We start from the raw sequence: 25855 nt of genomic DNA, 5'->3' as shown, positions 1-25855 counted from the left end.
AAGGGCGCCCATTCACCAACCGGTGCGTCAGGCGACCGAGTGGCTCTTGCGATTGCGCTCCGGAGCAACCTCAACGGCGGCGGTCGCTGCGGCCTGTTCGAGCGCGAGGTTCATGGCCATGCGAAGACGTTCCGGCTTGATCGGCTTCTCGACGACGGCGGCCATGCCGATGGTGAGATATTTCTTCGCATCGTCGGGATCGGCGTTGGCGGTCAGGGCGACGATCGGAATGTCGCGCGCTGGACCGTTCAGGGCGCGGATCGCCTGGGTCGCCTGGACGCCGTCCATGCGCGGCATCTTGATGTCCATCAGGATCAGATCGAAACGTCGCTCCTGCACCGCTTCGACGGCCTCGACACCGTCCTCGGCGGTCTCGGAGGTGCAGCCGAACATCTCGCACAGGGCCTGGGCCACCACGCGGTTGGTTGCATTGTCGTCGACGATCAGGATGTGGGGATTGCTCGCCAGGTCCGCGCCGCCGAAGTTTTCGACATTGGAGGTCGCAGCGGCTTCGACCTGGGTCCGCTCGACGTCCAGATCGAAGGCGAAGGTCGCTCCGCGGCCCGGATTGTTCTCGGCCCAGATACGGCCGCCCATGCGGTCGACGATCTGGCGGCAGATGGCCAGGCCCAGGCCCGCGCCGTCCTGACCCGAGCCGTGCACAAAGGGCTCGAAGATCGCATCGACACGTTCGGCGTCAATGCCGGCGCCATCGTCCCGCACCCGGGCCTCCAGGCGGATGCGATCGCCGTCGGCGACGGCCTTCAGCCCTGCCTCGACGACACCGTTGCGGGCGAAATTCAGGGCGTTGCTGATCAGGTTGTTGAACAGCTGGGTGAGCCGCGCGCCATCGACGACGGCGGCCAGTTCGGTGTCCCCCTCATAGCTCACCATCAGGGTCACATTGTCCTGCGAAGCCCGCGGAGCCCAGGTCGCCTGGACGTCGTCCATCAGGGCGCGCAGGGGCGTGGCCGTCGGATGGAGCTCCAGTTCGCCGGCTTCGGCGCGCGACAGGTCGAGCGCGTCCTGGAGAATGCGCAGCAAGGTTTCGGACGATTCCACGATCGTGTTGATGTGGGCGTGAGACTGGGCGTTCAACGGTTGGCGGCGAAGCAGTTCGGCCACCGCCAGCACGCCATTCATCGGCGTGCGCAGCTCATGGCTCATGATGGTCAGGAACTGGCTCTTGGCGCGGGCCGAGGCGAGGGCCTGGGTCCGGGTGTCGGTCAGGATGCGGGCTTGCTCCGCCAGCTCGACGTTTTGTTGACGCTGGAGCTCGTTGACGGCCTGCAGCAAGGAGCCGGCCGTGCCGACGCCATGATAGCGCCCCTCGCGGGTGACGATGAAGCCGCGCGTCAAGGCGGCCGGGTCGCCTTTCAGCAGGATGTCACAGAAGGTGTCGATGCTGACGCCGGCCTCTACCACGGCCGGTTCCAGATCCATGACATGCAGGATCGGGCGATTGGCGTACTGGGCGTAGCCGAAGGCGCCGGCGATTTTCAGCAGGAAAGCGTTGCGTTCGACCAGACCTACGGGCCGTCCGTTCTCGACGACCGGGATAACCAGCGTGTCGGGCTCACGCTCGAAGCGCGAGAAGACGTCGATTCCCGGCGTCTGGGGCGAGACCGCCTCGGCGCGCTCGGTCAGAACTTCTATGGTCGGCATGGCGGGCCGCTACTCCACTGGGGCCGGCGGACATTGGATCAGAACCGTTTGCAGAAGGGTTAAGGCGATAATCGCCGTTTTTGAGCCGTTTTTTTAGCCGCTTTTGCTCTGCTTGCGGGGCTGGTGTAGAAGGCCCGCCCCGCCATTCAGCGGCCCATCCCCCTTGTCCATGCGCGCGGCCGACCGGCCGACCGCAGGTTTGTCATGAGCGATTCCCTGCCTACGCCCGTCAAATCGGCTCTCGTCCTGTTCTCGGGCGGACAGGACAGCGCGACCTGCCTGGCCTGGTCGCTGGAGCGGTACGCGCGTGTCGAGACGGTCGGCTTTGACTATGGCCAGCGCCACGTCGTGGAGATGCAGGCCCGACTGGCGGTCCGCGACGGCATGGCGGCGGTGCTGCCGCAATGGGCCGAGCGGCTGGGGCCGGACCACGTCGTCGATCTGACCGGCTATGGCCACATCGCCGCCAGCGCCCTGACCAGCAACCGGGCCATCGAGATGGACGCCCGCGGCCTGCCGACCACCTTCGTGCCGGGCCGCAACCTGGTCTTTCTGACCTGCGCCGCCGCCCTGGCCGACCGTCGTGGTCTGGATGCGTTGGTCGGGGGCATGTGCGAGACCGACTATTCGGGGTATCCCGACTGCCGCCGCGATACGATCGACGCCATGGCCAAGGCGCTCAGCCTGGGCCTGGACAAGCCCGTCGTCATCGAGACGCCGCTGATGACCCTGAGCAAGGCCGACACCTGGGTCCTGACCGAGCGCATCGGCGGCGCGCCCTTGGTCGATTTGATCGTTGAGGCGTCGCACACCTGCTATCGGGGCGACCGGACCCATCGCCACCCTTGGGGCTACGGCTGCGGCGACTGCCCGGCTTGTGAACTGCGCGCCGCGGGCCATGCCGAATGGGCAGCCGCATGACCTATTCAGCCAAGGAGGTCTTCCTGACGGTGCAGGGCGAGGGGGGGCAGGCCGGACGGCCCGCCGTCTTCCTGCGTTTCGCCGGCTGCAATCTGTGGAACGGGCTTGAGCGCGACCGCGCGACGGCCGTCTGCACCTTCTGCGACACGGATTTCGTCGGCGTGGACGGCGACGGCGGCGGCAAGTTCGTGACCGCCGACGCCCTGGCGGATCATGTCGCGGCGATGTGGCGGGGGCGGGCAGGGGATCCGAAACTGGTCGTCTGCACCGGGGGCGAGCCCTTGTTGCAGCTGGACGCCGCCCTGATCGGCGCCCTGCACGCGCGCGGGTTCGAGATCGCCGTCGAATCCAACGGCACGCTCCCGGCGCCAGACGGAATCGACTGGATTTGCATCAGCCCCAAGGCTGCTGCGCCCGTGCTCCAGACCTCTGGACAGGAACTAAAACTCGTCTTTCCCCAGCCCACGGCCATGCCGGACCGGTTCGAGCATCTGCCGTTCGAGCGATTCTGGCTCCAACCTATGGACGGGCCCGACCAGGCGGCCAACACGGCGGCGGCCATCGACTATTGCCTGACCCACCCGAAGTGGCGGCTCAGCGTCCAGACCCACAAATACATCGGCGTAAGATGAGCGTTTTCGAGATCACCAAGGCGGCCACCTTCGACGCGGCCCACCATTTCCCGAACGAGCCGGACGGCAGTCCCTATCGCCGGATGCACGGCCATTCCTTCTCGGTTGAGGCCACGGTGCGTGGCGAGGCGCTGGACGGGCATGGCTGGGTCGCGGATCTCGGCGCCCTCGACCGCGCGCTGAAGGCGGCGGCTGAGGAGCTGGATCATGGCCTGCTCAATGAAAAGCCTGGCCTGGAACTACCGACACTGGAACATCTGTGCCTGTGGTTCGCCGAGCGCCTCAAGCCCGAATGGCCGGGTCTGAGCCGGATCATGGTCTCGCGCCCTACGATCCACGAACGCTGCGTGCTGACGCTTTAGATCAGCAGTCGCGGCCTTGGCTTCGGCGCTGTTCGCAACGGCGTTGTTCGCGCTCTTCGGCCCGCTGCTCGCGTTCGCGTCTGGCCTTGGTCTCTTCGTCTGAGGTCGTGACTGCGTCGACGCCCGCGCCTACCACGGCGCCGGTGGCCTGGGCCGCTCCACCCACGATCGCGCCGGCCGTGCCCACGACGGCGCCCACGATACAGCCTTGCAGCAGCAGGCTCGCGCCGACGACAGCGAGGATGCTCCCGCCGGTCTTGATGGTCTTGATCATGACGCCTTCTCCCGATGGGACAGGGTTACCCGGCAATGGTGAACGCAGTCTGACCGGCGGACCGGGCGGAACCGGGGCGGCGGATGGCTGGTGGGCGGCGAGGGGTTCGAACCCCCGACCCCCTCGGTGTAAACGAGGTGCTCTGACCAGCTGAGCTAGCCGCCCGTCCGCGTGAAACCCGCAGGTTTCCTGTACCCTAGAACCGGAAGCTCGCTCGCAGGAACAACATGTAGCGGATATAGTCCTCAATCATCTCGGCGTCGGCGTTGATGGACAGCATGCCCAATTCATTGCCGATGTTCAGCCGGAACCCGACGATCGGTCCGCCGCCTTCGATGGAGCCGCCGTTGAGGGTGAAGTCCGGACCGCCCGAGCGGAAGCGGGCGATGGTCTCGCCCGGATCGACCGAGATATTCTGTCGCCAGCCGACGCGAAGTTCCGGACGCAGCCAGCTGTTCTCGCCCATCGACATGCCGAGGTTGACGGCCGCCGTGGCCGAGAACAGGTGTCCGTTGCGGTCGCCTATCTCGAGATCGAAGCCGTCGCCGCCGCCGGTCTCGACGTGGCCGTCCTCACTCAGCGAGAAGAACTCGGCATAGGCCTCGGGCCGAATGCTGAAGCGACCGTAGTTGCGCTCGTAGGAGACGCCGCCGGCCGCCGCGAGGGTGAAGCCGTTCCAGTCGGATGTATTGGCGAGGTTCAGGCCCGCGCCGACGAAACGGCGTTTGGACGCGAAGGTCGCATAGCCCGCCGCGCCCCGTGCCCAGGTCGTCCAGTACTGGCCCTGGGCGCGCCAGTAGAGGCCCAACTCCAGCAGACTGGCCGACAGCACCTCCTCGGCCTCGGACTCGGGGTCCTTGAGGTCGGACGAGGTGAAGGCGGCGCTGACGCCCACGGCGCCGAGGCCCGTGCCGCGCTCGATGCCGCCGGCGACACCGAAGCCTTCCGAGCGGAAGCCGTAGGTGTCGGTCTTGTCCTTGTCGGCGTAGAAATTGATTTCCTGCACCCAGGCGCTGGTTTCGCCGGGCGCCGCCGAGGCGTTGCGGCCCGTCAGCGCCCGCGTCACCGCGTCGGTGCCGGAGGACAGCGAGAGCAGGGGACCCCCGGCATGGTCCGGCAGCAGCTGCTCATACAGGTTGATGAAGCCCTCGCGCCCGGTCTGGGCCAGGAAAGCGTTGCGGACATCCGCCGCGCCGCCCAGGGCGGAATAGAAGGACTCGAACATGGCCGCCTCGACGGCGATCAGGTCGGCCTCAGCCGCAGTGCGTCGGCGCACATCGACGAAGACCTCGCCCGCCGGCACATCGGCTCCGGCGGAGACGAGGTAGAGGTAGGGCGAATTTTGCGCGGTGGAACCGAAGTCGATGGCGCCCAAATTCAGCGTCGTCGCATCGATCAGGGTGAAACGCTGCGGAGCCGCCAGCAGGGAGGTGAAGCGGACGCCCAGACCGGCGCCGTCGGCCAGGGTGGCGGTTCCGGCGACATTGAATCCGCCCGAAGCGCTGTTCGCCGGGTCGATGGTGAAGATCAGGTCGCCGGCGGCGCCGACGTTCAGGCTGGTGACGTTCAGCGGGGCGGTATTCCGGGCGTCCAGGGTGCCATTGGCCACGTTGATCGTCAGGTCGCCGCCGATATCGGACAGGGCGCTCCGTACGATGGCGCCGCCGGTGATCGACAGGCTGTCGGCCCCGGCGCCGAAGTCGATGTCGCCCAAGACGAGACCGTTGCGGATATCCACGGTATCGGCGCCGGAACCCAACAGGATGTCGCCGACAAGGATCGGTTCGAAGCTGTCTGGCACGCCGTCGCCGTCGGTGTCGGGATCCAGAGCCGTGGGCGGGCCCACTATGCCGGTTTGCAAGACCGTGACGCCCGTGGTGTTGGCGCGGACATTAATGGCCGTCGTTGTCCCCCTGACGGGATCGCCGGCCTGGTTCGGGTTCAGTATCGTCTGGAGTGAGCGGGTGTTGGTGATCGAGGTCAGCGTGCCGCTGAGATCGTTGATTGCGGTGACAGTGGCGGCGCCGCCCCCGGCGGAGGCCAGGATCGAGCCGTTGTTGTTGATGCTGGGCAGCGAGGCACCCGCGTCAATCTGGATGGCGACCGCATTGGCGGCGACTTCGCTGGCGACGCCGCCGGTGATGGCGCCGGTGTTGTAGAGCTGGGGCGTGCTGGCGCCCGTGCCGAAGCGGAAGGCTGTGGCGCTGGCCCCGCTGGCCAAGGCGGTGACGGTCCCCTGGTTGCGGACGCCGCTGCTGATGGTCACGGTCTGGCCGGGATTGCCGCCGAACACCACGGCATTCGCGGCGATACCCGCGTAGATGCCCTGACCCGTGATCGTGCCGCGGTTGATGAAGCCGAAGGCGTTATCGTCCGTCCCGACCACGCCGAGTGTGATGGACTGTGTCGTCGAGCCCACGAGGATCGCCGGCGCGGCACCGAAACTGTTGATGGCGCCGGTGCTTTCGGATCCATCCGCGATCCCGTCTCCGTCCTCGTCCGGGTTGGTCGGGCTGGTATCGACAGGCGGGCGATCGACCACCACGCCGCCGGCGACGTTGCCGGCGATGATGACGGCGGGTCCGCCCTGCAGCTTGTCCTCGGCTTCGAGCTTTGCTTCGAAGGCGGCGTTGCCGGCGCTGGTGTAGCGATAGCCTGTGGCGCTGATATCGCCCTGCAGTGTCAGCCGTCCGCCGACATCGCCGCCGATCGAGATGGCGGAGGTGTTCATGCCGCGCGCGGTCACCGACCCCAGCAGCATGATATTGCCGGTGACGGGTCCCTGGGTCCGGATGGCGACGGAGTTGTCGCCGAAAACCCGGATGGCGCCTTGGGATTGGATATTGCCGATCAGGCCGGACTCGATGGAGATGCCGTAGGAATTATTGCCCTCCACGCCAATGGAGCCAAGGGAGCTGACGGTCAGGTTCCCGGTGACCGGGGCGCCCGCCGCGTAGCGGATGCCGTAGCGGTCCGACCCCGTGGCCCAGGGTCCGTCGATATCACCGTCATTGTCCGTGTCGGGGTAGGTCGTGATGGTGTCGCCGATAGCGATTGTCGAGCCGATAGTGATGTCGGAAGTGACCCCCGGATTGATCAGTACCGCGGTGGCGCCATCGGCGGCGGGCGACATCGTGATCGACGACTGGCCTTCCATCGTGAAGTCGTGGTCGGAGTTCACCGTGACTGCAGTCCCGGACGCAAGGGTGATGCCGCCGCCGCCGGAGATTCGGATATCGTCCGCCGTGCCGGTGGCGGTCGCGTTTGACGTCGTGATCGGCGTCGTCCGCACGGTCGTGATCACGACCTCGGCCATGGCGCCGGTGGCTGCCATCAGGGGGGCAATCGCAACCGCGGTCGCGAGTAGAATACGCATTCGGTAGAAACCCCTGTGGACGACACACGCAGAGACGCCGCCGATCCTCTAACAGGGACCGTATCAGCCTGCCTCAAGTTTCTCGAATTTGAGGCGAATGCAAGGCCGAACGCGCGGGCGGGACGCGTTCGGCAAGCGCGGCTATTGTCAATATCGCGATCAAAATGATATCATTATCATATCGATTTTGGGAGGGAACGATGGCGCACGAACACTCACGATCCACGGAACGCCCCGCCAGCACAGCGAACGGCATCCTGATCCTGCTGATCAGACTGCTGGGGGTTCTGTGCGCTGATCGTCAAGCCCGGCCCGTGATCAACACCGGCGCCCTGTACGGCTGAGGCATGGCCAGGCTCAGAAAGCCCTTCCTGATGCGCGCTTCGTCCGGGGTGATGGCGGCGGTCGAGCGATTGGCCGCCGCCGAGCTGCGCTCGGTCAATGCCCAGGTCGAATGTCTGCTGCGCGAAGCCCTCGCCCGACGCGGGATTTCGCCCTCGCAAGACACTCCGCCGACGGACAGCGCTTGAGCTTCGCCGTCGTCGGCGTTACGGGCCGCGCATGGTGAAGTCGCATATGTCCAGGGTCCGCAAGGCCCGTCGCATCCAGAGACGGGTCCGGCGCGTCGGCGCGTCCAGTATCAGCGCCACCGAGCGGGAGCTCATGAGCCTCGCCGGGCTCGAGGTTCAGGAAGGCGAGCTGCGCCTGTTCCCCGGCTGGGATGAGGAGGTCTCCGAGACCCTGGCCGCGACCAAGGCCGCCGGCGACGACGGTCGGCCCCGGCTGATCGACACCACCATGCTCTATGCGCCGCGTTCGGGCGGGGTGAAACGCTACCTCCTGTCCAAGAAGGCCTGGCTGGAGGCCGAGCGTCCTGATGTCGCCCATTCGTTGGTCGTGCCCGGCGCCCACCACAAGGCCGGCGACGACGGCATCGTCCAGTTGCACGCGACCAAGCTGCCGTTCGGCGACGGCTACCGCTGGCCGACCTCGGTCAGCCGCTGGGCGGCTTGGGTCGCCTCGCTCAATCCGGCGATCATCGAGGCCGGTGATCCCTACACGCCGGGGCAGGGGGCCCTCGAGGCCGGCCAGCGCGCCGGCTGCCCGGTCGTCGGCTTCTGTCACTCCGACCCCGCCGGCCTCGCCGCCCTGCATTTCGGTGAATGGGCCAAGAAGCCGGTCGAGAAGCGCTGGGCCCGTCTGTTCGGCCAGTTCGACCGGGTCATCTCGCCCAGCCGCTACATCGCCCGCCGGCTGGAAGAGGCCGGGGTCGGAAACATCGTCATCCGGCCGCTGGGGGTCGAGATCGACACCTTCCGCCCTGATCGTGGCGACCGCGACTGGCTGCTAAAGAAGCTGGGCCTGCCCGCTTCGGCCCGGCTGCTCTGCTTCGCCGGCCGTCCGGCCCGGGAAAAGAACATCGACGTCCTGATCCAGGCCGTTCAGGCCCTCGGCGATCCCTACCATCTGGTGCTCGTCGGGGCCGGACAGGGAATGCCGGCCGAGGAACGGGTCATCTCCCTGCCGTACGAGGCCAACCCCAAGGCCGTCGCGAAAATCATCGCCAGCTGCGACGCCTTCGTCCACGCCAATGACAAGGAGCCGTTCGGCCTGATCGTGCTGGAGGCCATGGCTTGCGGCCGCCCGGTCGTCGGGGTGAACGCCGGGGGGGTGAAGGAGACAGTCGACGACACCGTGGGGCAATTGGCGAAGAGCGCCGACCCCCGCCACTATGCGGCGGCCATCGAGGCCCTGTTCGCTCGCGACATCGAGGCCTTGGGTGTCGCCGCGCGCGCTCGCACGGTCGAGCGCTTCGCCTGGAACCGGGTTTTCGAGGATCTCAGCTCTGTCTACGCCGAGGTCAGCGGCGAGCCCGCCTTCGCCCGGCCGGGCGAGGTCAAGACGCACTGACGCTCGACAGCCGCCGCGCCGCTCGCTTGTCTGCCCAAAACGGGGGTTTGAGATCACGAAACGCCTCCTGCTCACGAGCCTGCTGTCGATCCTGACCGCCGGCTCGGCCATGGCCCAGACCGTCGTCCTGGTCCGCCATGCGGAAAAGGCCGACGCCAGCGCCGATCCGGCGCTTTCCGAGGCGGGGCAGGCGAGGGCGGAGGCGCTTGCGGCCCTGCTGGCGGATCGGCCGCCGACCATGATCATGCGCACCCCGCCGCAGAGAACGGGACTGACGGCTCAGCCTCTTCTCTACGTCCGCGCCAACGGCCGCCGCCCGGACTTGGTCATTACGCCCTTCGAGGGCCGGACGGTCCCGGAACATGTCCAGATGATCGCCGGCCTGGTCCGCGAGCAATCTCCGGACGCCATCATCCTCATCGTCGGCCACAGCAACACCGTGCCCCTGATCGCCCGCGCCCTCGGCTACCGGGATGCCGCCGACATGCCGGACTGCGAGTACGACCGGATGACTGTGCTCGTTCTCAATGGCGATCACACGACCGCCGTCATCGACCGCTACGGGGAGCCTGCGAACTGCGAGTGACTGGGCGACGAAGGGCCCTGCTTGCTGTAAGCTCGCCCCAAGCGCGCTGGTCGGCCTCGCTCGCCCACTCATGGAACACCGCGACCGGATCGTCCTCCGTCGGCGCTTCGCGCTCGCCCGTATCCTCAGCCATGAGGCATTCTACACGTCAAGATCGGCCACCGCGAACTGGGCGTTGTCCTGGATGAACTGGAAACGGGCCTCGGCCTTCTTGCCCATCAGCCGTTCGACCAGGTCCTCGATCTCGTCTTCCGACGCCGGCACCGTGACCCGCGCCAGGGTGCGCTTCTTCGGGTCCATGGTGGTCTCCTTGAGCTGGGAGGCCATCATCTCGCCAAGGCCCTTGAACCGGCCGATCTCGACCTTCTTGCCCTTGAACACCGTGGCCAGCAGCTCGTCGCGGTGGGCGTCGTCGCGGGCGTATTCGGACAAGGGACCGGCGCTGATCCGGTAGAGCGGGGGCAAGGCCATGAACAGGCGACCCTGCCGGATCGTCTCGGGCATGGAGCGGTAGAAGAAGGTGATCAGCAGCGCCGCGATATGGGCCCCGTCCACGTCGGCGTCGGTCATGATGACGATGCGCTCGTAGCGCAGGTCGTCGATATTGAACCGGCTGCCCGGCTGGACGCCCAAGGCCAGGGCCAGGTCGGACAGTTCGATATTGGCGCGAAGCTTGTCCGCCGTGGCCGAGGCGACGTTCAGGATCTTGCCGCGCAGGGGCAGGATGGCCTGGGTAGTGCGGTCGCGCGCCTGTTTGGCCGAGCCGCCGGCCGAGTCACCCTCGACGATGAACAGTTCCGTGCCGTTGGCCGACTGGCGGGAACAGTCCGACAGCTTGCCGGGCAGGCGCAGCTTGCGCGTGGCCTGGGCCCGCTGGACCTCCTTGTCCTTGCGCCGCTTCAGCCGGTCCTCGGCCCGCTCGATGACGAATCCCAGCAGGGTGTTGGCCTGTTTGGGGCTCTCGGTCAGCCAGTGATCCAGCGGATCGCGCATCAACTGTTCGACCAGCCGCTGGGCGTCCGGCGACGACAGCCGGTCCTTGGTCTGGCCCTGGAACTCCGGATTGCGCACAAAGACGCTGATCAGCGCTCCGGCGTTGGCGATGACGTCCTCGGCCGTGATCAGGCCCGCCCGCTTCTCGTTGGTCAGTTCGCCATAGGATTTCAGCCCCCGAACCAGGGCCGCGCGGAAACCCGCCTCATGCGTGCCGCCGTCCGGGGTCGAAACCGTGTTGCAATAGGAGGATACGAAGCCGTCGGCCTCGCCGAAGCCGATCGGGCTCCAGGTCACGGCCCATTCCACCGCGCCCGCCTCGCCCTTGCGCTCGACCCGGCCGGCGAAGGCCGGGGTCACGGTCTCGATATCGCCGATCCGTTCGGACAGGGCGTCGGCCAGGCCGTTGGGGAAGTGGAACACCGCCTCGGTCGCCGTGTGGTCGGTGATTCGTTCGGACGCACAGGCCCAGCGGATTTCCACACCCCGGAACAGATAGGCCTTGGACCGCGCCATGCGGAACAATCGCGCGGGCTTGAAGGCCGCGCCGACGCCGAAGATTTCCTCGTCCGGCCGGAACCGGATCAGCGTGCCCTTCTTCTTCGACACCGGTCCCTGAACGATCGATCCCAGCGGCAGGCCGCGGCTGAACGACTGTTTCCACTCATGCCCGTCGCGCCAGACCGTGACGTCCAGCCGCTCGCTCAGCGCATTGACGACCGAGACCCCAACGCCGTGCAAACCCCCTGAGGTTTCATAGGCTTTCCCGGAAAACTTCCCGCCCGAATGGAGGACGGTCATGACCACTTCCAGCGCGGACTTGCCCGGATGTTTGGGGTGGGGATCGACCGGGATGCCGCGCCCATCGTCCTTGACCGACAACCAGCCCTCGGCGTCGAGATCGACGGTGATCAGTTTCGCATGGCGGGCCACAGCCTCATCCATGGCGTTGTCCAGCACCTCGGCGAACAGGTGGTGCAGCGCCCGCTCGTCGGTGCCGCCGATATACATGCCGGGGCGTTTGCGGACCGGCTCAAGGCCTTCCAGCACCTCGATCGACGAAGCGGAATAGTTCCCGGCCAACGGCGGCGCGGACGGGGCAGGGGCGGTGCGGACGGGTTCAGGCTGCGGTCGGGGCGCGGCGGCCTGCGGAGTCAGCGCCGGATCGGGCGCGGGCGCGTCTGTTGCGGGCGATGCAGGCGTCGGCGCCGGGCCTTGCGGCTCGGGCAGGTCATCGAACAGGGAAGGCGCGGCGTTGGGACCCATAGGGATACTGTGAGACGATTCGGGGACCGGTCTGGTAGGCCCGGCGGCGCTTCTCCACAAGCGGGGCGGGGGCGGCTGAAGGCGACGGCAGCATTGCCCGCGTCATCACCGCTATGAATAGCACCCAGGGCAGGCCCTGGTGCGCCATCAGTATGCTCTCGGACAGGCTCAGCACGAAGAAGGCGGCCAGAAAGCCCAACGCCCACCAGCCTTCTCGCATGCCCGACCCCATGCATCGCAGCACGGCGATCAGCGTCGTTGCGGCCACCAGCGCCCCGACCAGCACCGCGCCCGGCCAGCCCAGCTGGACCAGCAGATCGATCCAGCCGTTGTGCGCCGAGGGCACGATCCAGCCGGTCTCCTTGCGCACCCAGTCGGCGGGGGCGGACTCCCCGATCCGGCCCCAGAAGGCGCCGTAGCCGTAGCCGGTCCACGGCCGGTCCGCGACCTTGCGCATCAGACTGTCCCATATCTCGGTGCGGCCGGTCAGCGACGGATCCTTGCCCAGCGCCTCCAGCACCGCCACCGAATGGGTCTCCCAGCCCCAGACCCCCAGACCCGCCAGCACCACGACGCTCCAGACCGCGACGACCGAGAAAGCCGCGCCGCCGCGCCTCAGCGTCCAGAGGCCGCCGATCATCCCCAGGCCGACCACCAGACAAAGCAGCGAGGTCTTGGACTGGGTCGCCAGCACCAGGCCGCTGGACAGGACAAGCGCCACTGCGGGCAGCAACCGGCGCGGGTCGGGGGACGCGAGGCAGGCGGCGGCGGCGGTCGCGCCGATCACCATCACCGCCCCCATCTGGTTCTTCTCGTACCAGAGGCCGCGCCACAGGCCGGCGTTGTCGAACTGGTGTACGCCGATGGCAGGGAAGGCGAAGACCATGACGAGACTGCCGATGGCCATGAACAGCGCCGTATGCATCAGCAGCCGAGGCAGATGCGGCCCCCGGAACACTGCCCCGAGGTAGAGGGCGAACGCGGAACTGATGGCCAGGGCGATCACCCGGCGCATGGTGGTGACGAAATCGATCGACCAGTAGCGCGAGGCGAAGGCCAGGCCGACGAGGGCGGCGATGGCGATCATCGCCGGCCACGCTCGCCACAGCCGGTCGATGCGAAAGATCAGCAACCCCGCGATGGCCGCATAGGCCGGCAGCCAGACCAGACGCAGGACCGGCGTCTCCTCCTGCAGGGGCGCGAACACCGGCCCGATCAGGGCCCCGGTCAGCATGGCGATGATCACGCCGCAGATCGCCCGCTCCCACAGACTGGGGGCGGGGTCGGTCTGGACCATCTCTGGACGGGACTCATGCACGGAGGCAGGGTCGGCCCTCAGGCTTAACGAAGGGTTGGTATCGATGGCGGGCGATCTGCTCAGGCGCAGGGACGGCGGTCACGCGCGCGTCGGCTTCGTCGAGCTGTTCTTCGACCTCGTCTTTGTCTTCGCCATAACCCAGCTCTCGCATGCGCTGCTGGAGCATCTGACGTGGGCAGGCGTGTTGCAGGCGACCATCCTGCTAGGCGCCCTGTGGTGGGCCTGGATCGACACCAGCTGGATCACCAACTGGCTGGACCCCGAGCGACCGCTGGTCCGTCTCATGCTCTTCCTGCTGATGGGCGCCGGTCTGGTGATGTCGACCTCCCTGCCCGAGGCGTTCGGGGACAAGGGGCTGGTCTTCGCCTGCGCCTTCGTCACCATCCAGGTCGGCCGCGGCCTCTTCACCCTCTGGGCTGTGCGGCGGGACGAGATTCTGCGTCGCAATTTCCAGCGCATCTGCGTCTGGGCCGTCGCCGGTGCGGTGCTGTGGATCGCCGGCGGCCTGATGGACGGCCAGACACGGCTGACCCTGTGGCTGATCGCCGTCGTCGGCGAGTTCGCCGCGCCCGCGCTCTATTTCTGGGTGCCCGGTCTGGGCCGCTCCCATACTACGGACTGGTCGGTCGAGGGCGGCCACATGGCGGAACGGGTCGGCCTGTTCATCATCATCTGCCTGGGCGAGTCCATCCTCGTCACCGGCGCGACCTTCGCCGGGCTCGAATGGACGCCGTCGGTCGTGGCAGCCTTCGCCACCGCCTTCGTCGGCACCCTGGCCATGTGGTGGATCTGGTTCAGCAAGGCCCATGACGCCGCCTCAGACGTGATCGCCAATTCCAGCGACACGGGCCGGGTCGCCCGCCGCGCCTACACCTACACCCCGGTCCTCGTCGTCGCGGGCATCGTCCTCACCGCCGTCGGCGACGAGATGTCCCTCAGCCACCCGGGCGGCCACATCGACTTCGCCACCGCCGCCATCGTGCTCGGCGGCCCCATGCTGTTCCTGATCGGCGCCCAGGTCTTCAAGCTGGCGGCCTTCGGCCGGTGGTCACCGTCCCGGCTCGGCGGGATCGCGGCGTTGGCCGCGCTGATTTTCGCCGTGCCCCTGCTGACCCCGCTGGGGCTGGCCATGGCGGCGACGGCGGTGCTGGTGGGGGTAGGGGTGTGGGAGACGGTGGCGGCTCACTCCGTCGTTGTAGCCGACGCAAGCGACGGTTGAGGCTGGCGCAATCGTTCCGGCTGCGGCACATAGTGCGGGCCGGACAGGGGGATACAGTCGTGACGAAAATACTATCAGGCCTCGCCGTGGCTCTCGCGCTGATGCTGGGCCAAGCCTTGCCGGCCGCAGCCCAGACCGCCGCTCCGCCCGCCCGGTCGGCCGAGGTCGAGGCCAAGGCGGCGTTGGTCCGGCGCTACTTCGCCGCCATCCAGTTCGACAAGATGATGAACGGCATGGTCGAGAGCATGCTTCAGAACATTTTGGCCGATCCCCGCATTCCGGCTGAAAAGCGCGAAGTCGTTCAGGACGTCGCGCTCGAATCCCTCACGGCTGTCATGCCCGGCTACATGGATCGGGTTGTGGCCGTCTATGCGGAAGAATTCACCCATGAGGAGCTCGTAGGCGTTGTGGAATTCTACGAGAGTCCGATTGGTCGCTCCTTGACGGCAAGAGCGGTCATTCTCTCGCGGAGAACGGGCGAATTGATGGAATATTTCCAGCCTGCCTTTGAGGCCGATATGCAGCGACGGCTCTGCGAGAGGATGGGTTGTGAGCCAGAAGTCGTTCCGACCTCCAAGCGTTAGGCCTTCTCCACAAACGTATCGATCACCTTCTTCTCGCCCGCCTTCTCGAAGTCGATCAGCAGCTTGTTGCCCTCGATCGCCGTCACCGCGCCGTAGCCGAATTTCTGGTGGAACACGCGCTGGCCCAGCAGCCAGTCGCCGCCCGCCTTGGGGTCCGCTGTCGCCACCAGCCTTCCATCCCCCTCGATCAGCGTATGCCGCGCCGGTTTCGCCGCCGGCGCCCGCCCGGCCGTGAACGACTGAGCCCGCTTCCAGCCCGGGGACGAATAACCCGCCCCGAAGGTCGGCATCTCGTCCCAGCGGCTCTTGGCGTCCCTCATGCCCGGCGTGACGCCATAGTAGCCCGTGTCGCTCTCGGCCTCGACGTGGTCGATCGGCAGCTCGTCGACGAACCGGCTGGGCAGCTGCGACGTCCAGCGGCCGTAGACCAGGCGGTTGGCGGCGAAGGATATGCGCGCATCCGACTTGGCCCGGGTCACACCGACATAGGCCAGGCGGCGTTCCTCCTCGAGACCCTTTTCGCCCTTCTCGTCAATGCTGCGCTGGCTGGGGAAGACCCCTTCCTCCCAGCCGGGCAGGAAGACCAGCGGGAACTCCAGCCCCTTGGCCCCGTGCAGGGTCATGATCTGCACCGCATCGTCCGAGCCGCCGCGATCCAGGTCCATGACCAGCGACACATGCTCCAGATAGGCGGGCAGGGTCTCGAACTGCTGCATGGACTGGGTCAGCTCCTTGAGGTTGTCCAGCCGCGTCTGGCCGGTCGCCCGGTCGGCCTTCTGCATGTCGGTGTAGCCGCTCTCCTCCAGCACCGTCTCGGTCAGCTCCCAGTGGGTCGTGGTCCGGGCGAAGGTGCGCCAGCGGTCGATGTCGCGCACGAAGTTCGACAGGGCCGTCCGCGTCCGCGCCTGCAGCTCGTCCGAGACGATCAGGTCGCGCACCGCGCTCATGGCCGACACGCCGGAAAGACGCGCGATCTGCAGCACCTTCTGCACGCTGGTGTCGCCGATGCCGCGTTTGGGGACGTTGACGATCCGCTCGAAGGCGAGATCGTCGTCCTCGCTCAGGATCAGCCGCAGATAGGCATGGGCGTCGCGGATTTCAGCCCGTTCGAAGAAGCGCGGCCCGCCGATGACCACATAGGGCACGGCAAGCAGGACGAACCGCTCCTCGAAGGCCCGCATCTGGAACGAGGCGCGCACCAGCACCGCCATGTCCTTGTAGGGCGTGCCGGCCCGCCGCGCCGTCTCGATCTCGTCGGCGACCAGCCGCGCCTCGGCCTCGCCGTCCCAAACGCCGCGCACCCGCACCTTGTCGCCGCTCAGATCCTCGGTCCACAACGTCTTGCCCAGCCGGTCGCGATTGGCGGCGATCAGTCCTGACGCTGCACCAAGAATATGCTGCGTAGACCGATAGTTGCGCTCCAGTCTTACGACCTTGGCGCCGGGGAAGTCGCGCTCAAACCGCAGGATGTTGTCGACCTCGGCCCCGCGCCAGCCATAGATCGACTGGTCGTCGTCGCCGACGCAGCAGACATTGCCCGTCGAGGCCGTCAGCAGCCGCAGCCACAGGTATTGGGCGACATTGGTGTCCTGATATTCGTCGACCAGGATGTAGCGAAACCGTCGTCGATATTCCTCTTCGATATCCGCGTGTTGGGACAGGATTGTCAGATTGTGCAGCAAAAGATCGCCGAAGTCGCAGGCGTTCAGACTGACCAGCCGGGCCTGATAGGCGGCGTACAGCCCGTGGCCCTTGCCGTTGGCGAAATCCTCGGCAGGCGGCAGCTTGTCCGGCGTCCAGCCGCGGTTCTTCCAGTGATCGATCAGGCCGTTCAGCGATTTGGGCGTCCAGCGTTTGGTGTCCAGATTCTGCGCCTCCAGCACCTGTTTGCAGACCCGCTCCTGGTCGTCGGTGTCGAGGATGGTGAAGGTCGACTTCAGCCCGACCAGCTCCGCATGCCGCCGCAGGATCTGCGCCGCCACCGAGTGAAACGTCCCCAGCCACCGCAAGCCCTCGGCCGACGGCCCGATCAGATGGGTGATCCGCTCGCGCATCTCGCGCGCGGCCTTGTTGGTGAAGGTGACGACCAGCAGCTCCCACGGTCTGGCCCGTCCGGTCGCCAGAATGTGCGCCAGCCGCGTGGTCAGCACCCGCGTCTTGCCCGTGCCGGCCCCCGCCAGCACCAGCACCGGGCCATCCACCGTCTCGACCGCCTCGCGCTGTTCAGGGTTCAGCCCGGCCAGATAGTCGGCGGCGGGCGCTTCGAACCCGCCTGGTCCGCGCGAACGGGCGAGGTCGGAGATACGCGGGGCAGGGATGTCGGGGAGACTCATCGAAAGAACATAAGGGGCACGACGGCGGATGTCAGCGGCCGCGTGCGCAAGCCTTCACGGAACCGTCAAGCCTGATCGCCGTTCCGCTTGCCAAGAGGGTTCAACGGGAGAGACTTCATGGCCGACAACATCAACAACACGGGCAGCGGCGGCAATACGGGCCTCGCCTTCATCATCGGTGGAATTGTCGTGGTGCTGGCCATTGTGGCCTGGTTCGTCTTCGCCCGCGGCGGCATGGCGCCTGAGACGAAGGAAGTGAATATCGACGTCAACCTGCCGGAGGTTTCCGCCCCGGCCGTACCGACGGCGAACTGACCCATGACCGATCCCAACACTCCCCCGCCCGAGCGGCCGGACGTCGTACATCACACCACCATCAACAACCCGCCCGCCCGCAGCGGCGGCAGCAGCTGGATCGCCCTGCTCGTGGGCGGTCTGGTGGTGGTCATGATCATCATCGCCTTCGTGGTCTTCTCGAACCGCGGCGGCATTGAAGCGCCCGACGGAACCGACGTCTCGGTCGACATCGACCTGCCGCGTCCGGAACTGCCTGATGCGCCGAAGATGCCGGACCTGCCGGCCGTCCAACCGCCGACCATGCCCCAGCCCGGTCCAGACCCCGCCTGAGGCCCCGCCGACCTCAGCGCAGCTGGTAGCTGACCGTCGCGACGACCCGCACCCGCTTGTCGAGCGAGGTCGATTCGCTGTCGATGTCCTCGCGGGCGAGGATTTCGAACGAGCCCTGGGTCGCCTGACGGATCGGTCCCAGCGGCGCGCCGGAATCCTTGGCGAACTGCTCGGCGCCAGACCGGGCCGAGGCGGTCGCCTCGGCGATCATCGACGGGCGCACCTCGTTGAGCTTGGTGAAGACATAGGTCGGGGCGGCGAAATCCAGCTGCACGCCCTCGCGCACCAGATCGTTCAGCGCCCGTTCGGTCGTGGCCACGCGCTGGACATCGGTCGTCCGCACCGTCACGCCCTGGGACAGGATGTAGCGGACGACGTTCTCGGTCGAACCGTACTCGCGAGCACGGGTGTCGGTCACCTGCAGGCGGCCGATGGTGATCGCCTCGGTCGGATAGCCCTGCCGGGTCAGGAAGGCCCGCACCAGGCCGAGGTCGCGATCTATCTGCCCTTGAGCAGTGGGCAGGTCGTCATTGGCCGCCTTGAAGCTGAGGGTCAGGACAGCGAGGTCCGCGACCACATTGCGCTCGGCTACGCCGCGCACCGTCACCTGCCGGTTGCCGACCTGGGCGTTGACCACGCCGGATCCGATGAAGGCCCCCGCGCCGATCAGTCCGATAGCGATAAGACCCCCGAACAGGGCGGGCGGAATCAGGGTCTTGTCGATCTTGTCGAACACGGCGGTCATCCTTCTGGAGAGCTGACCATGCGCCAACCTTGGCCGCTGTCAATCGGCCGAACGGCGTCCGATGAAAGATTGATCTCCACCCGCCCACGACAGGGCCAGAAGCCGGCAGGCCGAGGCCAGCGGCGTGCGCCCGCGGCGCTCATCGATCCGCTTCATCAGCCCGGCCTGCGACAGGCCGCCGGCGACCGCGACCGCGTCCAGAATGGCCCAGAATTCGGCCTCCAGCGCCACCGAGGTGGCGTGACCGGACAGGGACACTGACCGCTTCTTCAACATGGCGGCACCCTCACGAAGCCTGCACCCGGAGCCGTCCAAGCCTTAATGTCCATGAGCGAAACGTTAACGATGGAAATTCCGGATTTCTTCAGGCCGCCCGTTCAGACTCGACTGATGGCCCACGCACTTGCAAGAATGCGGCGGTTCTTTGATCGAGCCAAGCTTGACGAAAAGGGCAACGTCGCACTGATCGGAGCCCTCGCTCTTCCCCTGATCGTGGGGGGAGCGGGCCTCTCCGTCGAAACCACATACTGGTACTATAAAAACCTGCAGCTTCAGTCCGCGTCAGATTCCGCCGTCTTCGCCGCCGGGATCGAGAAACGATCTGGTTCGGACGATGCGGTTGTAAGAGCCGCTGCGCTCTCGTCAGCAGAAGACAACGGCTTTGATCCGGCGGCAGGTGGTATTACCGTGCATCTGCCGCCGGTGTCTGGAAAATACACGGGCCAGTCTGATGCAGTCGAGGTGGTCCTCACCGCGTCCGTGGACCGGTTTTTCTCACAGGTTTTTGATTCCAGACCGATCACTCTGACGGGCCGGGCGGTTGCGAGGTTCGCCAGGACCCAGGATGCCTGTGTGCTCGCCCTGAACCGCACGGCCTCAAGCGCCGCGAACTTCGCGGGTAATGCCAACGTCACTTTCAACGGCTGTAGCGTAATGGCGAATTCAACGGCCGTGGACGCCGTGAGCATACAGGGAGCCGCCTCGCTCTCGGCGGATTGTCTGATCAGTGTCGGCGGCGTGCAGACGAATTCCGCGGTAACGCTGACAAAATGTCCGGCCGCCCTGACCGAAGCGCCTCCCGTCGCGGATCCGTTTGCGAATGTCTCTCCACCCCAACAGCCTTCTGGGGGCTGCAAGAGCGCGCCGAACAATCCCAAGACAAGCTACAGCCTCTCTCCGGGCCGATACTGCAGCGGGCTCGACATCAAGGGCGATGGCGCCCTCGAACCGGGGATCTACTATCTGGATGGCGATCTGAACGTGTCATCCAATGCGACGCTCAGGGGATCGGGCGTCACGATCTATCTGCACGGCGCCGCCAAGGTGACTATCAACGGCACGGCAAGCCTTGACCTGCAGGCCCCGACGAGTGGTCCATACGCCGGGATTCTGATTTTTGCGGATCGTGCAAACAGGAGCGGCAATACGAGCAGGTTCAACGGCACGGCGGCGTCCAGGCTGACGGGAGCTATCTATATGCCGACGCAGGCGATCGAGTATCTCGGCAATTTCTCCGGGATCAACGGATGCACCCAGGTGGTCGGCGACACGGTCAAGTGGAGCGGCAGCGCCAGCGTGGCGGTGGATTGCAGTGCGCTGGGCCTTCGAACCATTCCCGCCTACTCGATCGTGCAGTTAGTCGAATGATCCGCCTTCTCTCTTCTCTGAGGCAGGATGACGGAGGCCATTCCGCCGTCGAGTTCGCGATTATCGTGCCGGTTCTGATCATTGTCGTGGCCGCTGGCTATTTGGGCTGGGAAGCCGCCGGCCGTCAACAGAACCTGCGTGCCGCGTTGAGCGTGGCGGCGGACTACTACATGGCCGGTGGAAAGGACGACAAGGTCGCTGCAGAACTGGCCATGGCCGGGTGGGACAAACCGCCCCCCGGGGCCGTGGTGGAGGTCACCCGAACATGCGCATGCGGTTCAGCCATCATGATCTGCAGCACCACCTGCAGCAGCGCCGCGCCGGCCATCTACGTCGAAATCCTTGGCCGCGCGTACGATCCGGATGCTCAGGTCAGCAAGGTGATCATCGGGAGCAGGACGCTCCGTGTTCGCTAGCCTTCGTCCCGCGACACACAGGTCCCTGATCGATGACCGATCCGGGACCTCGGCCGTCGAATTCGCATTAATTTTTCCGGTCTTCATCATCCTCCTGTTCGGCATCGCGAAGTTCGCCTACGGCCAGCACTGCGCATCCAGCCTGCATTTCGCGCTCCGGACGGCGTCAAGAAACCTGATGTTGAATCCCTCGATGAACGAAGGGCAGCTGGCGGCGCTCGTGAAGGCTGACTTGACGGTCCTCGGCGATCCGGACGTTCAAGTAACCCTGGTGGTCAGCGACAACGGAAACGGGCGTGTCGCCAAGCTCACCGGCCGGTACGAATACGCCATAGACCTCCCCTTGCTCAAAACGTTTCCGGTCGTTTACGTCAGCACGGTTTCGACGGCTCTCCCGAGCTGACCCGGACCCTGCCGGAGAACGGCTGCGAGCGCGCGGCCTCGTCGCGACCGTAGTATGATCGGCGTTCACCCGTCGGCCCGAACAGGGCAGGGCGCCTGCGCTTCGGGGCAGGATGCAGTCAGGATCGCTACCGCCGATTTCGACCGGTCAGCATTCTCTCCTCCCCTCAAGCGCCCGGTCCTCGACCCGGATCCGCCAGCCGACCAGTAACGCGTTGGCCAGGCTCCAGACCAGAGCGATCCAGACCTGTCCGAAGGCCAGCGGCAGCACCGCGATCTCCAGCGACGCCACCCAATAGTTCGGATGCCGAACGAACCGGTACGGCCCGCGTTTCACCAGCGGCGCCGAGGGCAGGGTGATGATGCGCGTGGTCCAGAACCGGCCCAGCGTCGCGATCACCCACAACCGGCCCAGTTGCAACACGCCATAGACCGCCAGTAACCACGGATTGGGAACCGTCGCCGCCGGCGTGGCCACGGCGATCGCCGCCAGCCAGCTCGCGTGCAGCAGCACGAACAGTGGATAGTGGTCCGCCCCGACCTCGATCGCCCCCCCGGCCAACAGCCTGCGCGTATTCCGGTCCGCCAGCCACAGCTCCCACAGCCTTTGCGCCGCCACCCCGGCCAGCACAGGCCAGAGCCACATCAGGCGTGCACCAGCATCAGCCCGGCGGTGAACCCCGGCCCCAGGGTCGTCAGCAGCAGCGGTCCCTTGGCGCCGTCGTCCAGCATGGCCTTGAGCACGAAGAGCACCGTCGCCGCGCTCATATTGCCGTGGTCGCGCAACACGGCCCGCGTATGGACCAGTGCGCCGTCCGACAGCTCGAAACAGGCCTCCAGCGCCTCGATCACCTTGGCCCCGCCCGGATGGCAGACGAAGCCGCCGACGTCCGCCGCCGTCATGCGGTTGTCGGCGAGAAATTGTGTCGCCACCGGGCGGAAATCGTTCTGGACCAGGGTCGGGATGTCGCGGCTGAACACCACCTTCAAACCGTCGTCGGCGACGTCCCAGCCCATGACGTCCAGACTGTCGGGCCAGGTGTGTTCGCGGCTGGCGCCCAGCGCCGGACCCGCAGCATCGTCGCGGCACGAGATCACCGCCGCCGCCGCCCCGTCGCCGAACAGGGCGGTGGCGACCAGATTGCTCTTGGACCGGTCCTGGGCCCGGAAGGTGAGGGCGCACAGCTCGACCACAAGCAACAGCACCCGTTCGTCCGGATGCGCCCGGGCGATGTCGGCCGCCCGCGCCAACCCGACCACGCCGCCGGCGCAGCCCAGTCCGAAGATCGGCGCGCGCCGCACGTCGGGCCGGAACGGCATCACGTGCATCAGCCGCGCGTCCAGCGCCGGGGTGGCGATCCCGGTCGTGCAGACCACGACGATGGCGTCGATGTCCCCAGCCGCCAGTCCCGCCTGATCCAGCGCCTTGCCCGCCGCCTCGGCCAGCAGCGGCACGGCGTTCTCAAGGAACAGGTCGTTGCGCTCGGAGAAGCTGTGCGGTTTCAGATACCACGCGATCGGCACGCAGGAATGCCGCCTTTCGATCAGGGCGTTGCGATAGATCGGCGCCAGCCGCTCGAAGCCGCCGTGGGTGGTGGCGAACATCTCCGCGCCGTTGGCGGCCACATCCTCCTGACGCAACACGTGCGGCGGCCAGGCCAGGGCGAGCGACTGCAACCGCGGAACCGGCGCCGGGGGATGAGCGGAAGGCATCAGGGCGCGGCTTTCAAAGGAGCATTATCGCTGTTAACCCAAGCTACGCGGGGCCGTTCCAGGCGGACGCTACATTCGCTACACTGCGCCATCCTCCCGGACGCCGCCATGACCCTGATCTCCGCCGATATCGACGATTTCCGCAAGGTCCGATCCGAGCGGCTGCGCCCGGTGACGGCTTTGAAGGCGTTTCGCCGCCTGGTCCGCGACAAGGAGGACACCATCCAGGTGTTCCGCATCATGCAGGCGCTCAGCGGCCGGTCCGTCTCGCGCGGCTATCGGCGGATGCTGTCGACCATGGAGGGCGGCCGCCAGGCCTTCCTGCGCGAGGAACTGGCCCACAAGCTGGACGACCCGGTCTGGCTGGCCCGGTTCCAGCCGGGCACGGTCGGCGCATCCTACCGCGCCTTCCGCGAGGCGCGCGGCTTCACCGCCGACGGCCTGGCCGAGGTCGAGCGCGAGGTGGTGCCCTTCATCGATGCGCCGCACCCCGTCGTCTGGTATTCCCGCCGCCTGCGCGACATCCACGACATCTGGCATGTCCTGACCGGCTACGGAACCGATGCGCTGGGGGAGGCCTGCGTGGTTTCCTTTTCCTACGGCCAGACCCGCAACCTCGGCTTCGCCTTCATCGGCTGGGGCGCGGCCCGCGAGATCCAGCGCGAGGTCCGCTCCGTCCCCGCCCGCCGCGCGGCCTGGCAGGCGTACCGCAACGGCCGGGCCGCCCGCTGGCTGCCCGCGCTGGACTATGAGGCCCTGTTCGAGCAACCGCTGGAGGCGGTGCGCGCGCGCCTCAACATCCGCCCGGCGGACGTCTATCAGGCTGTGCCGGCTGAGGTGCGCGCGCGGCTCAAACTGCGAGGCTGACGGCGGCTTTCGGGCGGCATAAGCCCGGCTTGTGTCACCCGACCCATAACTCGGCTTGCCTGGATTGAGAGCATCCTCCACTTGCCGTGGGTGACCTCCTCCGTTTCCCTTCCTCCCGTCGCCCGTCCGCCCCTGGCGCGGACCACCCTGCTGGGGATCGGCGGGGTTCTGATCTGCGCCATGATCTGGGGCACGACCTGGTACGCCATCACCCTGCAGCTCGGGACCGTGGCCCCGCTGGCCTCCATCGTCTGGCGGTTCGGCTTGGCGGCGGCGATCCTGTTCCTGGGTTGCCTGATCGCCCGCCAGAACCTGCGGCTGACCCGCGCCCAACATCTGGCGGCGCTGGCGCAGGGGTTCTTCGCCTTCTCGATCAGCTACAGCTTCACCTACGCCTCTGAAGGCCACGTCGCCTCGGCCATTGTCGCGGTCACATTCGCCTCCCTGACCTTCATCAATCTTGTGCTGTTCCGGCTGGCCGCGGGCCAGAAGGCTGCCGCCGCTTCCTGGGGCGGAGCGGTCCTTGGCCTTGTCGGGGTTGCGGTGCTCTCGGGTGGCGAGGTGCTCAAAGCGGGCTTTGACGGCCAGGCGGCCCTGGGCGTCGGCCTGGCCCTGATCGCCACGACCGCTTCCGCCTTCGGCAATTTCTTCGCGTGGAAGGGTCAGAACCATGGCTCCATGGCCATTCCCTCGACCGCCTGGGCCATGGCTTACGGGACTGGTCTGCTCGCGCTCTTCGGCCTCGCCACGGGGGTCGAGTTCAGCATGGACCCCACCTTCACCTATATCGGGTCGCTGCTCTATCTATCGGTGTTCGGCTCGGTGATCGCCTTCGGCCTGTATTTCACCATCGCGCGCACCATCGGCTACGCCATGGCCAGCTATATTTCGGCCCTGACCCCGCCCATCGCCATGCTGGTCTCGGTCCTGTTCGAGGGAGCCCGCTTCGGCTGGCCCGCACTGGCCGGGCTGGTACTGGTGCTGTCGGGCCAAGCCCTGCTGATCCGGGCGCCGAGAGTCGCCGCAGCCTAGCCGAACCAGCCGCGCTTCTTCTTCGGCTTCTCCGGGGCGGTTCCCGCCTTCTTGGCCGCATCCGCCGTGCGGCGCTCGCGCTCGGCCTTGACCCGCATGGCGACGAGGATGGGGATCAGGCCGTGTCTGATACGGGGATCCTGACGCGGGTCGGTCATGCTCAATCCTCCAGCTTTGATCCATCCAGAAGCCGGGCGGCGCGCTCGCGTTCCGCTTCCGCCCGGGTCCGCTCCACTTTCGACCGGCCGTGGGCGGCGCGGTTTTCGCTCGCCGCCGCCCTGGCCTCGGCCTTCGCCCGATCCTTGCGCACCCGGTTCAGATTGACGATCTCGCCCATGAGCCCCTCCGACAGGCCGGCTGATGCGGGGACAGCCGACGATCCCGCCATCCTAGCCTCGAGTCAGGCCCGCGAACACCACCCCGCCCTACGACAGGGTGAGCGGTCGCTGACAGCCCGCACCGGGACAGGCGGCTTACCGCGAATTCACGAGACAACGACTGTCACAGGGTCCGCCGTCATCCTATCTGGGAGAGGCGCCCGTTTGGGCGCGACGGGAACGACGCCTTTGATCCGCCTGATCCTCAACCTGCTCTGGTTTGTCTTCGGAGGCTGGCTGTCCGGCCTGCTTTGGCTGTTCGGCGGTGCCGTCCTGGCCCTGACCATCGTCGGCCTGCCGTGGAGCTTCGCGGCTTGGCGGATCGCCAGCTATTCCTTCTGGCCTTTCGGCAGGGAAGTGGTCTGGCGCGACGAACTGGGGGCGCATGACGTCGGCACCGGACCGATGGGTACCGTTCTCAACGTCATCTGGTTCCTGTTCGCCGGCTGGTACATCGCCCTGTCGCACCTGCTGATCGCCGTGGCTGAGTTCATCACCATCATCGGCATCCCCTTCGCCCTGAAGGACCTGGAGCTGGCCAAACTGGCCCTGGCCCCGATCGGCCGGACGATCCGCGACAAACCGTAGG

General features: G+C 66.9%; 29 protein-coding genes and 1 tRNA gene. 17 read left to right on the top strand and 13 right to left on the bottom strand.

Translation table 11 applies throughout. The annotated features are described in order from the left end of the window. Positions 1 to 27: 27 nt before the first annotated feature. Entirely contained in the window at positions 28 to 1665 is a 1638-nt protein-coding gene (locus tag Q8K49_RS00765) for a response regulator (protein ID WP_305303518.1), read from the bottom strand. Positions 1666 to 1869: 204 nt separating this feature from the next. On the opposite strand from Q8K49_RS00765, the gene queC reads away from it, so the two are divergent. From queC to Q8K49_RS00750, 3 genes are read left to right on the top strand one after another with little or no spacing between them, the layout of a single operon-like run. Beyond that, on the top strand, positions 1870 to 2586 hold the full coding sequence (queC, locus tag Q8K49_RS00760; RefSeq protein ID WP_305303517.1) for a 7-cyano-7-deazaguanine synthase QueC: 717 nt from the start codon (positions 1870 to 1872) through the stop codon (positions 2584 to 2586). Next, positions 2583 to 3218, top strand: a complete 636-nt coding sequence (queE, locus tag Q8K49_RS00755) for a 7-carboxy-7-deazaguanine synthase (RefSeq protein ID WP_305303516.1) — start codon at positions 2583 to 2585, stop codon at positions 3216 to 3218. Before queC ends, queE begins: the two co-directional genes overlap by 4 nt. Further along, complete coding sequence (locus Q8K49_RS00750; protein ID WP_305303515.1) at positions 3215 to 3580, top strand: 6-carboxytetrahydropterin synthase; 366 nt, start codon at positions 3215 to 3217, stop codon at positions 3578 to 3580. Before queE ends, Q8K49_RS00750 begins: the two co-directional genes overlap by 4 nt. Position 3581: 1 nt before the next feature. Here the strand turns inward: Q8K49_RS00750 and Q8K49_RS00745 are convergent, their stop codons facing one another. The 3 genes from Q8K49_RS00745 to Q8K49_RS00735 form a co-directional block, all read right to left on the bottom strand. Continuing rightward, entirely contained in the window at positions 3582 to 3854 is a 273-nt protein-coding gene (locus Q8K49_RS00745) for a hypothetical protein (protein ID WP_305303514.1), read from the bottom strand. 88 nt (positions 3855 to 3942) lie between these two features. Further along, positions 3943 to 4019 (bottom strand) — tRNA-Val (locus tag Q8K49_RS00740). 31 nt (positions 4020 to 4050) lie between these two features. Next, a complete protein-coding gene (locus tag Q8K49_RS00735) occupies positions 4051 to 7230 on the bottom strand; it encodes an autotransporter outer membrane beta-barrel domain-containing protein (protein ID WP_305303513.1) in 3180 nt (1059 codons plus the stop codon). Between the two features lie 200 nt (positions 7231 to 7430). On the opposite strand from Q8K49_RS00735, the gene Q8K49_RS00730 reads away from it, so the two are divergent. From Q8K49_RS00730 to Q8K49_RS00715, 4 genes are all read left to right on the top strand, one after another. Then, positions 7431 to 7574 (top strand): hypothetical protein, encoded by a 144-nt coding sequence (locus Q8K49_RS00730; RefSeq protein ID WP_305303512.1) that lies wholly within the window; start codon positions 7431 to 7433, stop codon positions 7572 to 7574. A 3-nt stretch (positions 7575 to 7577) separates the two neighbouring features. After that, a complete protein-coding gene (locus Q8K49_RS00725; protein WP_305303511.1) occupies positions 7578 to 7760 on the top strand; it encodes a hypothetical protein in 183 nt (60 codons plus the stop codon). Positions 7761 to 7893: 133 nt separating this feature from the next. Continuing rightward, on the top strand, positions 7894 to 9141 hold the full coding sequence (locus tag Q8K49_RS00720; protein WP_305303563.1) for a glycosyltransferase: 1248 nt from the start codon (positions 7894 to 7896) through the stop codon (positions 9139 to 9141). A 109-nt stretch (positions 9142 to 9250) separates the two neighbouring features. After that, entirely contained in the window at positions 9251 to 9727 is a 477-nt protein-coding gene (locus tag Q8K49_RS00715) for a histidine phosphatase family protein (RefSeq protein WP_305303510.1), read from the top strand. A gap of 141 nt (positions 9728 to 9868) precedes the next feature. On the opposite strand, the gene parE is transcribed toward Q8K49_RS00715, so the two are convergent. Together parE and Q8K49_RS00705 are read right to left on the bottom strand one after the other, a co-directional pair. Further along, the gene (parE, locus tag Q8K49_RS00710) at positions 9869 to 11986 is read right to left on the bottom strand and encodes a DNA topoisomerase IV subunit B (RefSeq protein ID WP_305303509.1); all 2118 of its coding nucleotides are present in this window, start codon (positions 11984 to 11986) and stop codon (positions 9869 to 9871) included. Next, entirely contained in the window at positions 11952 to 13283 is a 1332-nt protein-coding gene (locus tag Q8K49_RS00705) for an O-antigen ligase (protein WP_305303508.1), read from the bottom strand. Before Q8K49_RS00705 ends, parE begins: the two co-directional genes overlap by 35 nt. 64 nt (positions 13284 to 13347) lie before the next feature. On the opposite strand from Q8K49_RS00705, the gene Q8K49_RS00700 reads away from it, so the two are divergent. Then, positions 13348 to 14523 carry a low temperature requirement protein A gene (locus Q8K49_RS00700; protein ID WP_305303507.1) on the top strand — a complete coding sequence of 392 codons (1176 nt, stop codon included), beginning with the start codon at positions 13348 to 13350 and terminating at the stop codon, positions 14521 to 14523. Positions 14524 to 14609: 86 nt separating this feature from the next. Further along, positions 14610 to 15107, top strand: a complete 498-nt coding sequence (locus Q8K49_RS00695) for a DUF2059 domain-containing protein (RefSeq protein ID WP_305303506.1) — start codon at positions 14610 to 14612, stop codon at positions 15105 to 15107. Here the strand turns inward: Q8K49_RS00695 and Q8K49_RS00690 are convergent. Next, a complete protein-coding gene (locus tag Q8K49_RS00690) occupies positions 15104 to 17440 on the bottom strand; it encodes an ATP-dependent helicase (protein WP_305303505.1) in 2337 nt (778 codons plus the stop codon). The genes Q8K49_RS00695 and Q8K49_RS00690 overlap by 4 nt on opposite strands. 117 nt (positions 17441 to 17557) lie before the next feature. Between Q8K49_RS00690 and Q8K49_RS00685 the strand changes: the two genes are divergently transcribed. Both Q8K49_RS00685 and Q8K49_RS00680 read left to right on the top strand, forming a co-directional pair. Beyond that, positions 17558 to 17755 carry a hypothetical protein gene (locus Q8K49_RS00685; protein ID WP_305303504.1) on the top strand — a complete coding sequence of 66 codons (198 nt, stop codon included), beginning with the start codon at positions 17558 to 17560 and terminating at the stop codon, positions 17753 to 17755. A gap of 3 nt (positions 17756 to 17758) precedes the next feature. Beyond that, on the top strand, positions 17759 to 18067 hold the full coding sequence (locus Q8K49_RS00680; RefSeq protein ID WP_305303503.1) for a hypothetical protein: 309 nt from the start codon (positions 17759 to 17761) through the stop codon (positions 18065 to 18067). A gap of 13 nt (positions 18068 to 18080) precedes the next feature. Here Q8K49_RS00680 and Q8K49_RS00675 read toward each other — a convergent pair whose 3' ends face one another. Both Q8K49_RS00675 and Q8K49_RS00670 read right to left on the bottom strand, forming a co-directional pair. After that, positions 18081 to 18803, bottom strand: coding sequence for an SIMPL domain-containing protein (locus Q8K49_RS00675; protein WP_305303502.1), 723 nt, complete (start codon positions 18801 to 18803; stop codon positions 18081 to 18083). A 48-nt stretch (positions 18804 to 18851) separates the two neighbouring features. Further along, positions 18852 to 19088 carry a ribbon-helix-helix domain-containing protein gene (locus tag Q8K49_RS00670; protein WP_305303501.1) on the bottom strand — a complete coding sequence of 79 codons (237 nt, stop codon included), beginning with the start codon at positions 19086 to 19088 and terminating at the stop codon, positions 18852 to 18854. A gap of 45 nt (positions 19089 to 19133) precedes the next feature. Here Q8K49_RS00670 and Q8K49_RS00665 point away from each other — a divergent pair, with 45 nt between their 5' ends. From Q8K49_RS00665 to Q8K49_RS00655, 3 genes are read left to right on the top strand one after another with little or no spacing between them, the layout of a single operon-like run. Continuing rightward, on the top strand, positions 19134 to 20459 hold the full coding sequence (locus Q8K49_RS00665; protein WP_305303500.1) for a pilus assembly protein TadG-related protein: 1326 nt from the start codon (positions 19134 to 19136) through the stop codon (positions 20457 to 20459). Then, a complete protein-coding gene (locus tag Q8K49_RS00660; protein WP_305303499.1) occupies positions 20456 to 20875 on the top strand; it encodes a hypothetical protein in 420 nt (139 codons plus the stop codon). Before Q8K49_RS00665 ends, Q8K49_RS00660 begins: the two co-directional genes overlap by 4 nt. Then, a complete protein-coding gene (locus Q8K49_RS00655) occupies positions 20865 to 21278 on the top strand; it encodes a TadE/TadG family type IV pilus assembly protein (protein ID WP_305303498.1) in 414 nt (137 codons plus the stop codon). Before Q8K49_RS00660 ends, Q8K49_RS00655 begins: the two co-directional genes overlap by 11 nt. Before the next feature lie 147 nt (positions 21279 to 21425). Here the strand turns inward: Q8K49_RS00655 and Q8K49_RS00650 are convergent, their stop codons facing one another. Further along, on the bottom strand, positions 21426 to 21923 hold the full coding sequence (locus tag Q8K49_RS00650) for an isoprenylcysteine carboxyl methyltransferase family protein (protein ID WP_305303497.1): 498 nt from the start codon (positions 21921 to 21923) through the stop codon (positions 21426 to 21428). Beyond that, entirely contained in the window at positions 21923 to 22954 is a 1032-nt protein-coding gene (locus tag Q8K49_RS00645) for a type III polyketide synthase (RefSeq protein WP_305303496.1), read from the bottom strand. Before Q8K49_RS00645 ends, Q8K49_RS00650 begins: the two co-directional genes overlap by 1 nt. 144 nt (positions 22955 to 23098) lie before the next feature. On the opposite strand from Q8K49_RS00645, the gene Q8K49_RS00640 reads away from it, so the two are divergent. After that, on the top strand, positions 23099 to 23857 hold the full coding sequence (locus Q8K49_RS00640) for a Coq4 family protein (protein WP_305303495.1): 759 nt from the start codon (positions 23099 to 23101) through the stop codon (positions 23855 to 23857). Between the two features lie 90 nt (positions 23858 to 23947). Beyond that, positions 23948 to 24889, top strand: a complete 942-nt coding sequence (locus tag Q8K49_RS00635) for a DMT family transporter (protein ID WP_305303562.1) — start codon at positions 23948 to 23950, stop codon at positions 24887 to 24889. Here Q8K49_RS00635 and Q8K49_RS00630 read toward each other — a convergent pair. Both Q8K49_RS00630 and Q8K49_RS00625 read right to left on the bottom strand, forming a co-directional pair. Continuing rightward, a complete protein-coding gene (locus Q8K49_RS00630; RefSeq protein ID WP_305303494.1) occupies positions 24886 to 25047 on the bottom strand; it encodes a hypothetical protein in 162 nt (53 codons plus the stop codon). The genes Q8K49_RS00635 and Q8K49_RS00630 overlap by 4 nt on opposite strands. A gap of 2 nt (positions 25048 to 25049) precedes the next feature. Beyond that, positions 25050 to 25226 (bottom strand): DUF4169 family protein, encoded by a 177-nt coding sequence (locus Q8K49_RS00625; RefSeq protein WP_305303493.1) that lies wholly within the window; start codon positions 25224 to 25226, stop codon positions 25050 to 25052. A 229-nt stretch (positions 25227 to 25455) separates the two neighbouring features. Here Q8K49_RS00625 and Q8K49_RS00620 point away from each other — a divergent pair, with 229 nt between their 5' ends. Further along, positions 25456 to 25854, top strand: a complete 399-nt coding sequence (locus tag Q8K49_RS00620) for a YccF domain-containing protein (RefSeq protein ID WP_305303492.1) — start codon at positions 25456 to 25458, stop codon at positions 25852 to 25854. Position 25855: the final 1 nt, after the last annotated feature.

Origin of the sequence: Brevundimonas sp. (genome assembly GCF_030682035.1) — a bacterium.
In the GTDB taxonomy this organism is placed as follows: domain Bacteria; phylum Pseudomonadota; class Alphaproteobacteria; order Caulobacterales; family Caulobacteraceae; genus Brevundimonas.
Note: the sequence above shows the minus strand (reverse complement) of the source record. Positions and strands in the feature narration are given on the sequence as shown.

What these genes read in the sequence shown, in the direction of transcription:
- Q8K49_RS00765 (WP_305303518.1), bottom strand. Translation starts at nt 1,665, where the DNA reads ATGCCGACCATAGAAGTTCTGACCGAGCGCGCCGAGGCGGTCTCGCCC.
- queC (WP_305303517.1), top strand. Translation starts at nt 1,870, where the DNA reads ATGAGCGATTCCCTGCCTACGCCCGTCAAATCGGCTCTCGTCCTGTTC.
- queE (WP_305303516.1), top strand. Translation starts at nt 2,583, where the DNA reads ATGACCTATTCAGCCAAGGAGGTCTTCCTGACGGTGCAGGGCGAGGGG.
- Q8K49_RS00750 (WP_305303515.1), top strand. Translation starts at nt 3,215, where the DNA reads ATGAGCGTTTTCGAGATCACCAAGGCGGCCACCTTCGACGCGGCCCAC.
- Q8K49_RS00745 (WP_305303514.1), bottom strand. Translation starts at nt 3,854, where the DNA reads ATGATCAAGACCATCAAGACCGGCGGGAGCATCCTCGCTGTCGTCGGC.
- Q8K49_RS00735 (WP_305303513.1), bottom strand. Translation starts at nt 7,230, where the DNA reads ATGCGTATTCTACTCGCGACCGCGGTTGCGATTGCCCCCCTGATGGCA.
- Q8K49_RS00730 (WP_305303512.1), top strand. Translation starts at nt 7,431, where the DNA reads ATGGCGCACGAACACTCACGATCCACGGAACGCCCCGCCAGCACAGCG.
- Q8K49_RS00725 (WP_305303511.1), top strand. Translation starts at nt 7,578, where the DNA reads ATGGCCAGGCTCAGAAAGCCCTTCCTGATGCGCGCTTCGTCCGGGGTG.
- Q8K49_RS00720 (WP_305303563.1), top strand. Translation starts at nt 7,894, where the DNA reads ATGAGCCTCGCCGGGCTCGAGGTTCAGGAAGGCGAGCTGCGCCTGTTC.
- Q8K49_RS00715 (WP_305303510.1), top strand. Translation starts at nt 9,251, where the DNA reads ATGGCCCAGACCGTCGTCCTGGTCCGCCATGCGGAAAAGGCCGACGCC.
- parE (WP_305303509.1), bottom strand. Translation starts at nt 11,986, where the DNA reads ATGGGTCCCAACGCCGCGCCTTCCCTGTTCGATGACCTGCCCGAGCCG.
- Q8K49_RS00705 (WP_305303508.1), bottom strand. Translation starts at nt 13,283, where the DNA reads ATGGTCCAGACCGACCCCGCCCCCAGTCTGTGGGAGCGGGCGATCTGC.
- Q8K49_RS00700 (WP_305303507.1), top strand. Translation starts at nt 13,348, where the DNA reads ATGGCGGGCGATCTGCTCAGGCGCAGGGACGGCGGTCACGCGCGCGTC.
- Q8K49_RS00690 (WP_305303505.1), bottom strand. Translation starts at nt 17,440, where the DNA reads ATGAGTCTCCCCGACATCCCTGCCCCGCGTATCTCCGACCTCGCCCGT.
- Q8K49_RS00685 (WP_305303504.1), top strand. Translation starts at nt 17,558, where the DNA reads ATGGCCGACAACATCAACAACACGGGCAGCGGCGGCAATACGGGCCTC.
- Q8K49_RS00680 (WP_305303503.1), top strand. Translation starts at nt 17,759, where the DNA reads ATGACCGATCCCAACACTCCCCCGCCCGAGCGGCCGGACGTCGTACAT.
- Q8K49_RS00670 (WP_305303501.1), bottom strand. Translation starts at nt 19,088, where the DNA reads ATGTTGAAGAAGCGGTCAGTGTCCCTGTCCGGTCACGCCACCTCGGTG.
- Q8K49_RS00665 (WP_305303500.1), top strand. Translation starts at nt 19,134, where the DNA reads ATGTCCATGAGCGAAACGTTAACGATGGAAATTCCGGATTTCTTCAGG.
- Q8K49_RS00660 (WP_305303499.1), top strand. Translation starts at nt 20,456, where the DNA reads ATGATCCGCCTTCTCTCTTCTCTGAGGCAGGATGACGGAGGCCATTCC.
- Q8K49_RS00650 (WP_305303497.1), bottom strand. Translation starts at nt 21,923, where the DNA reads ATGTGGCTCTGGCCTGTGCTGGCCGGGGTGGCGGCGCAAAGGCTGTGG.
- Q8K49_RS00640 (WP_305303495.1), top strand. Translation starts at nt 23,099, where the DNA reads ATGACCCTGATCTCCGCCGATATCGACGATTTCCGCAAGGTCCGATCC.
- Q8K49_RS00630 (WP_305303494.1), bottom strand. Translation starts at nt 25,047, where the DNA reads ATGACCGACCCGCGTCAGGATCCCCGTATCAGACACGGCCTGATCCCC.
- Q8K49_RS00625 (WP_305303493.1), bottom strand. Translation starts at nt 25,226, where the DNA reads ATGGGCGAGATCGTCAATCTGAACCGGGTGCGCAAGGATCGGGCGAAG.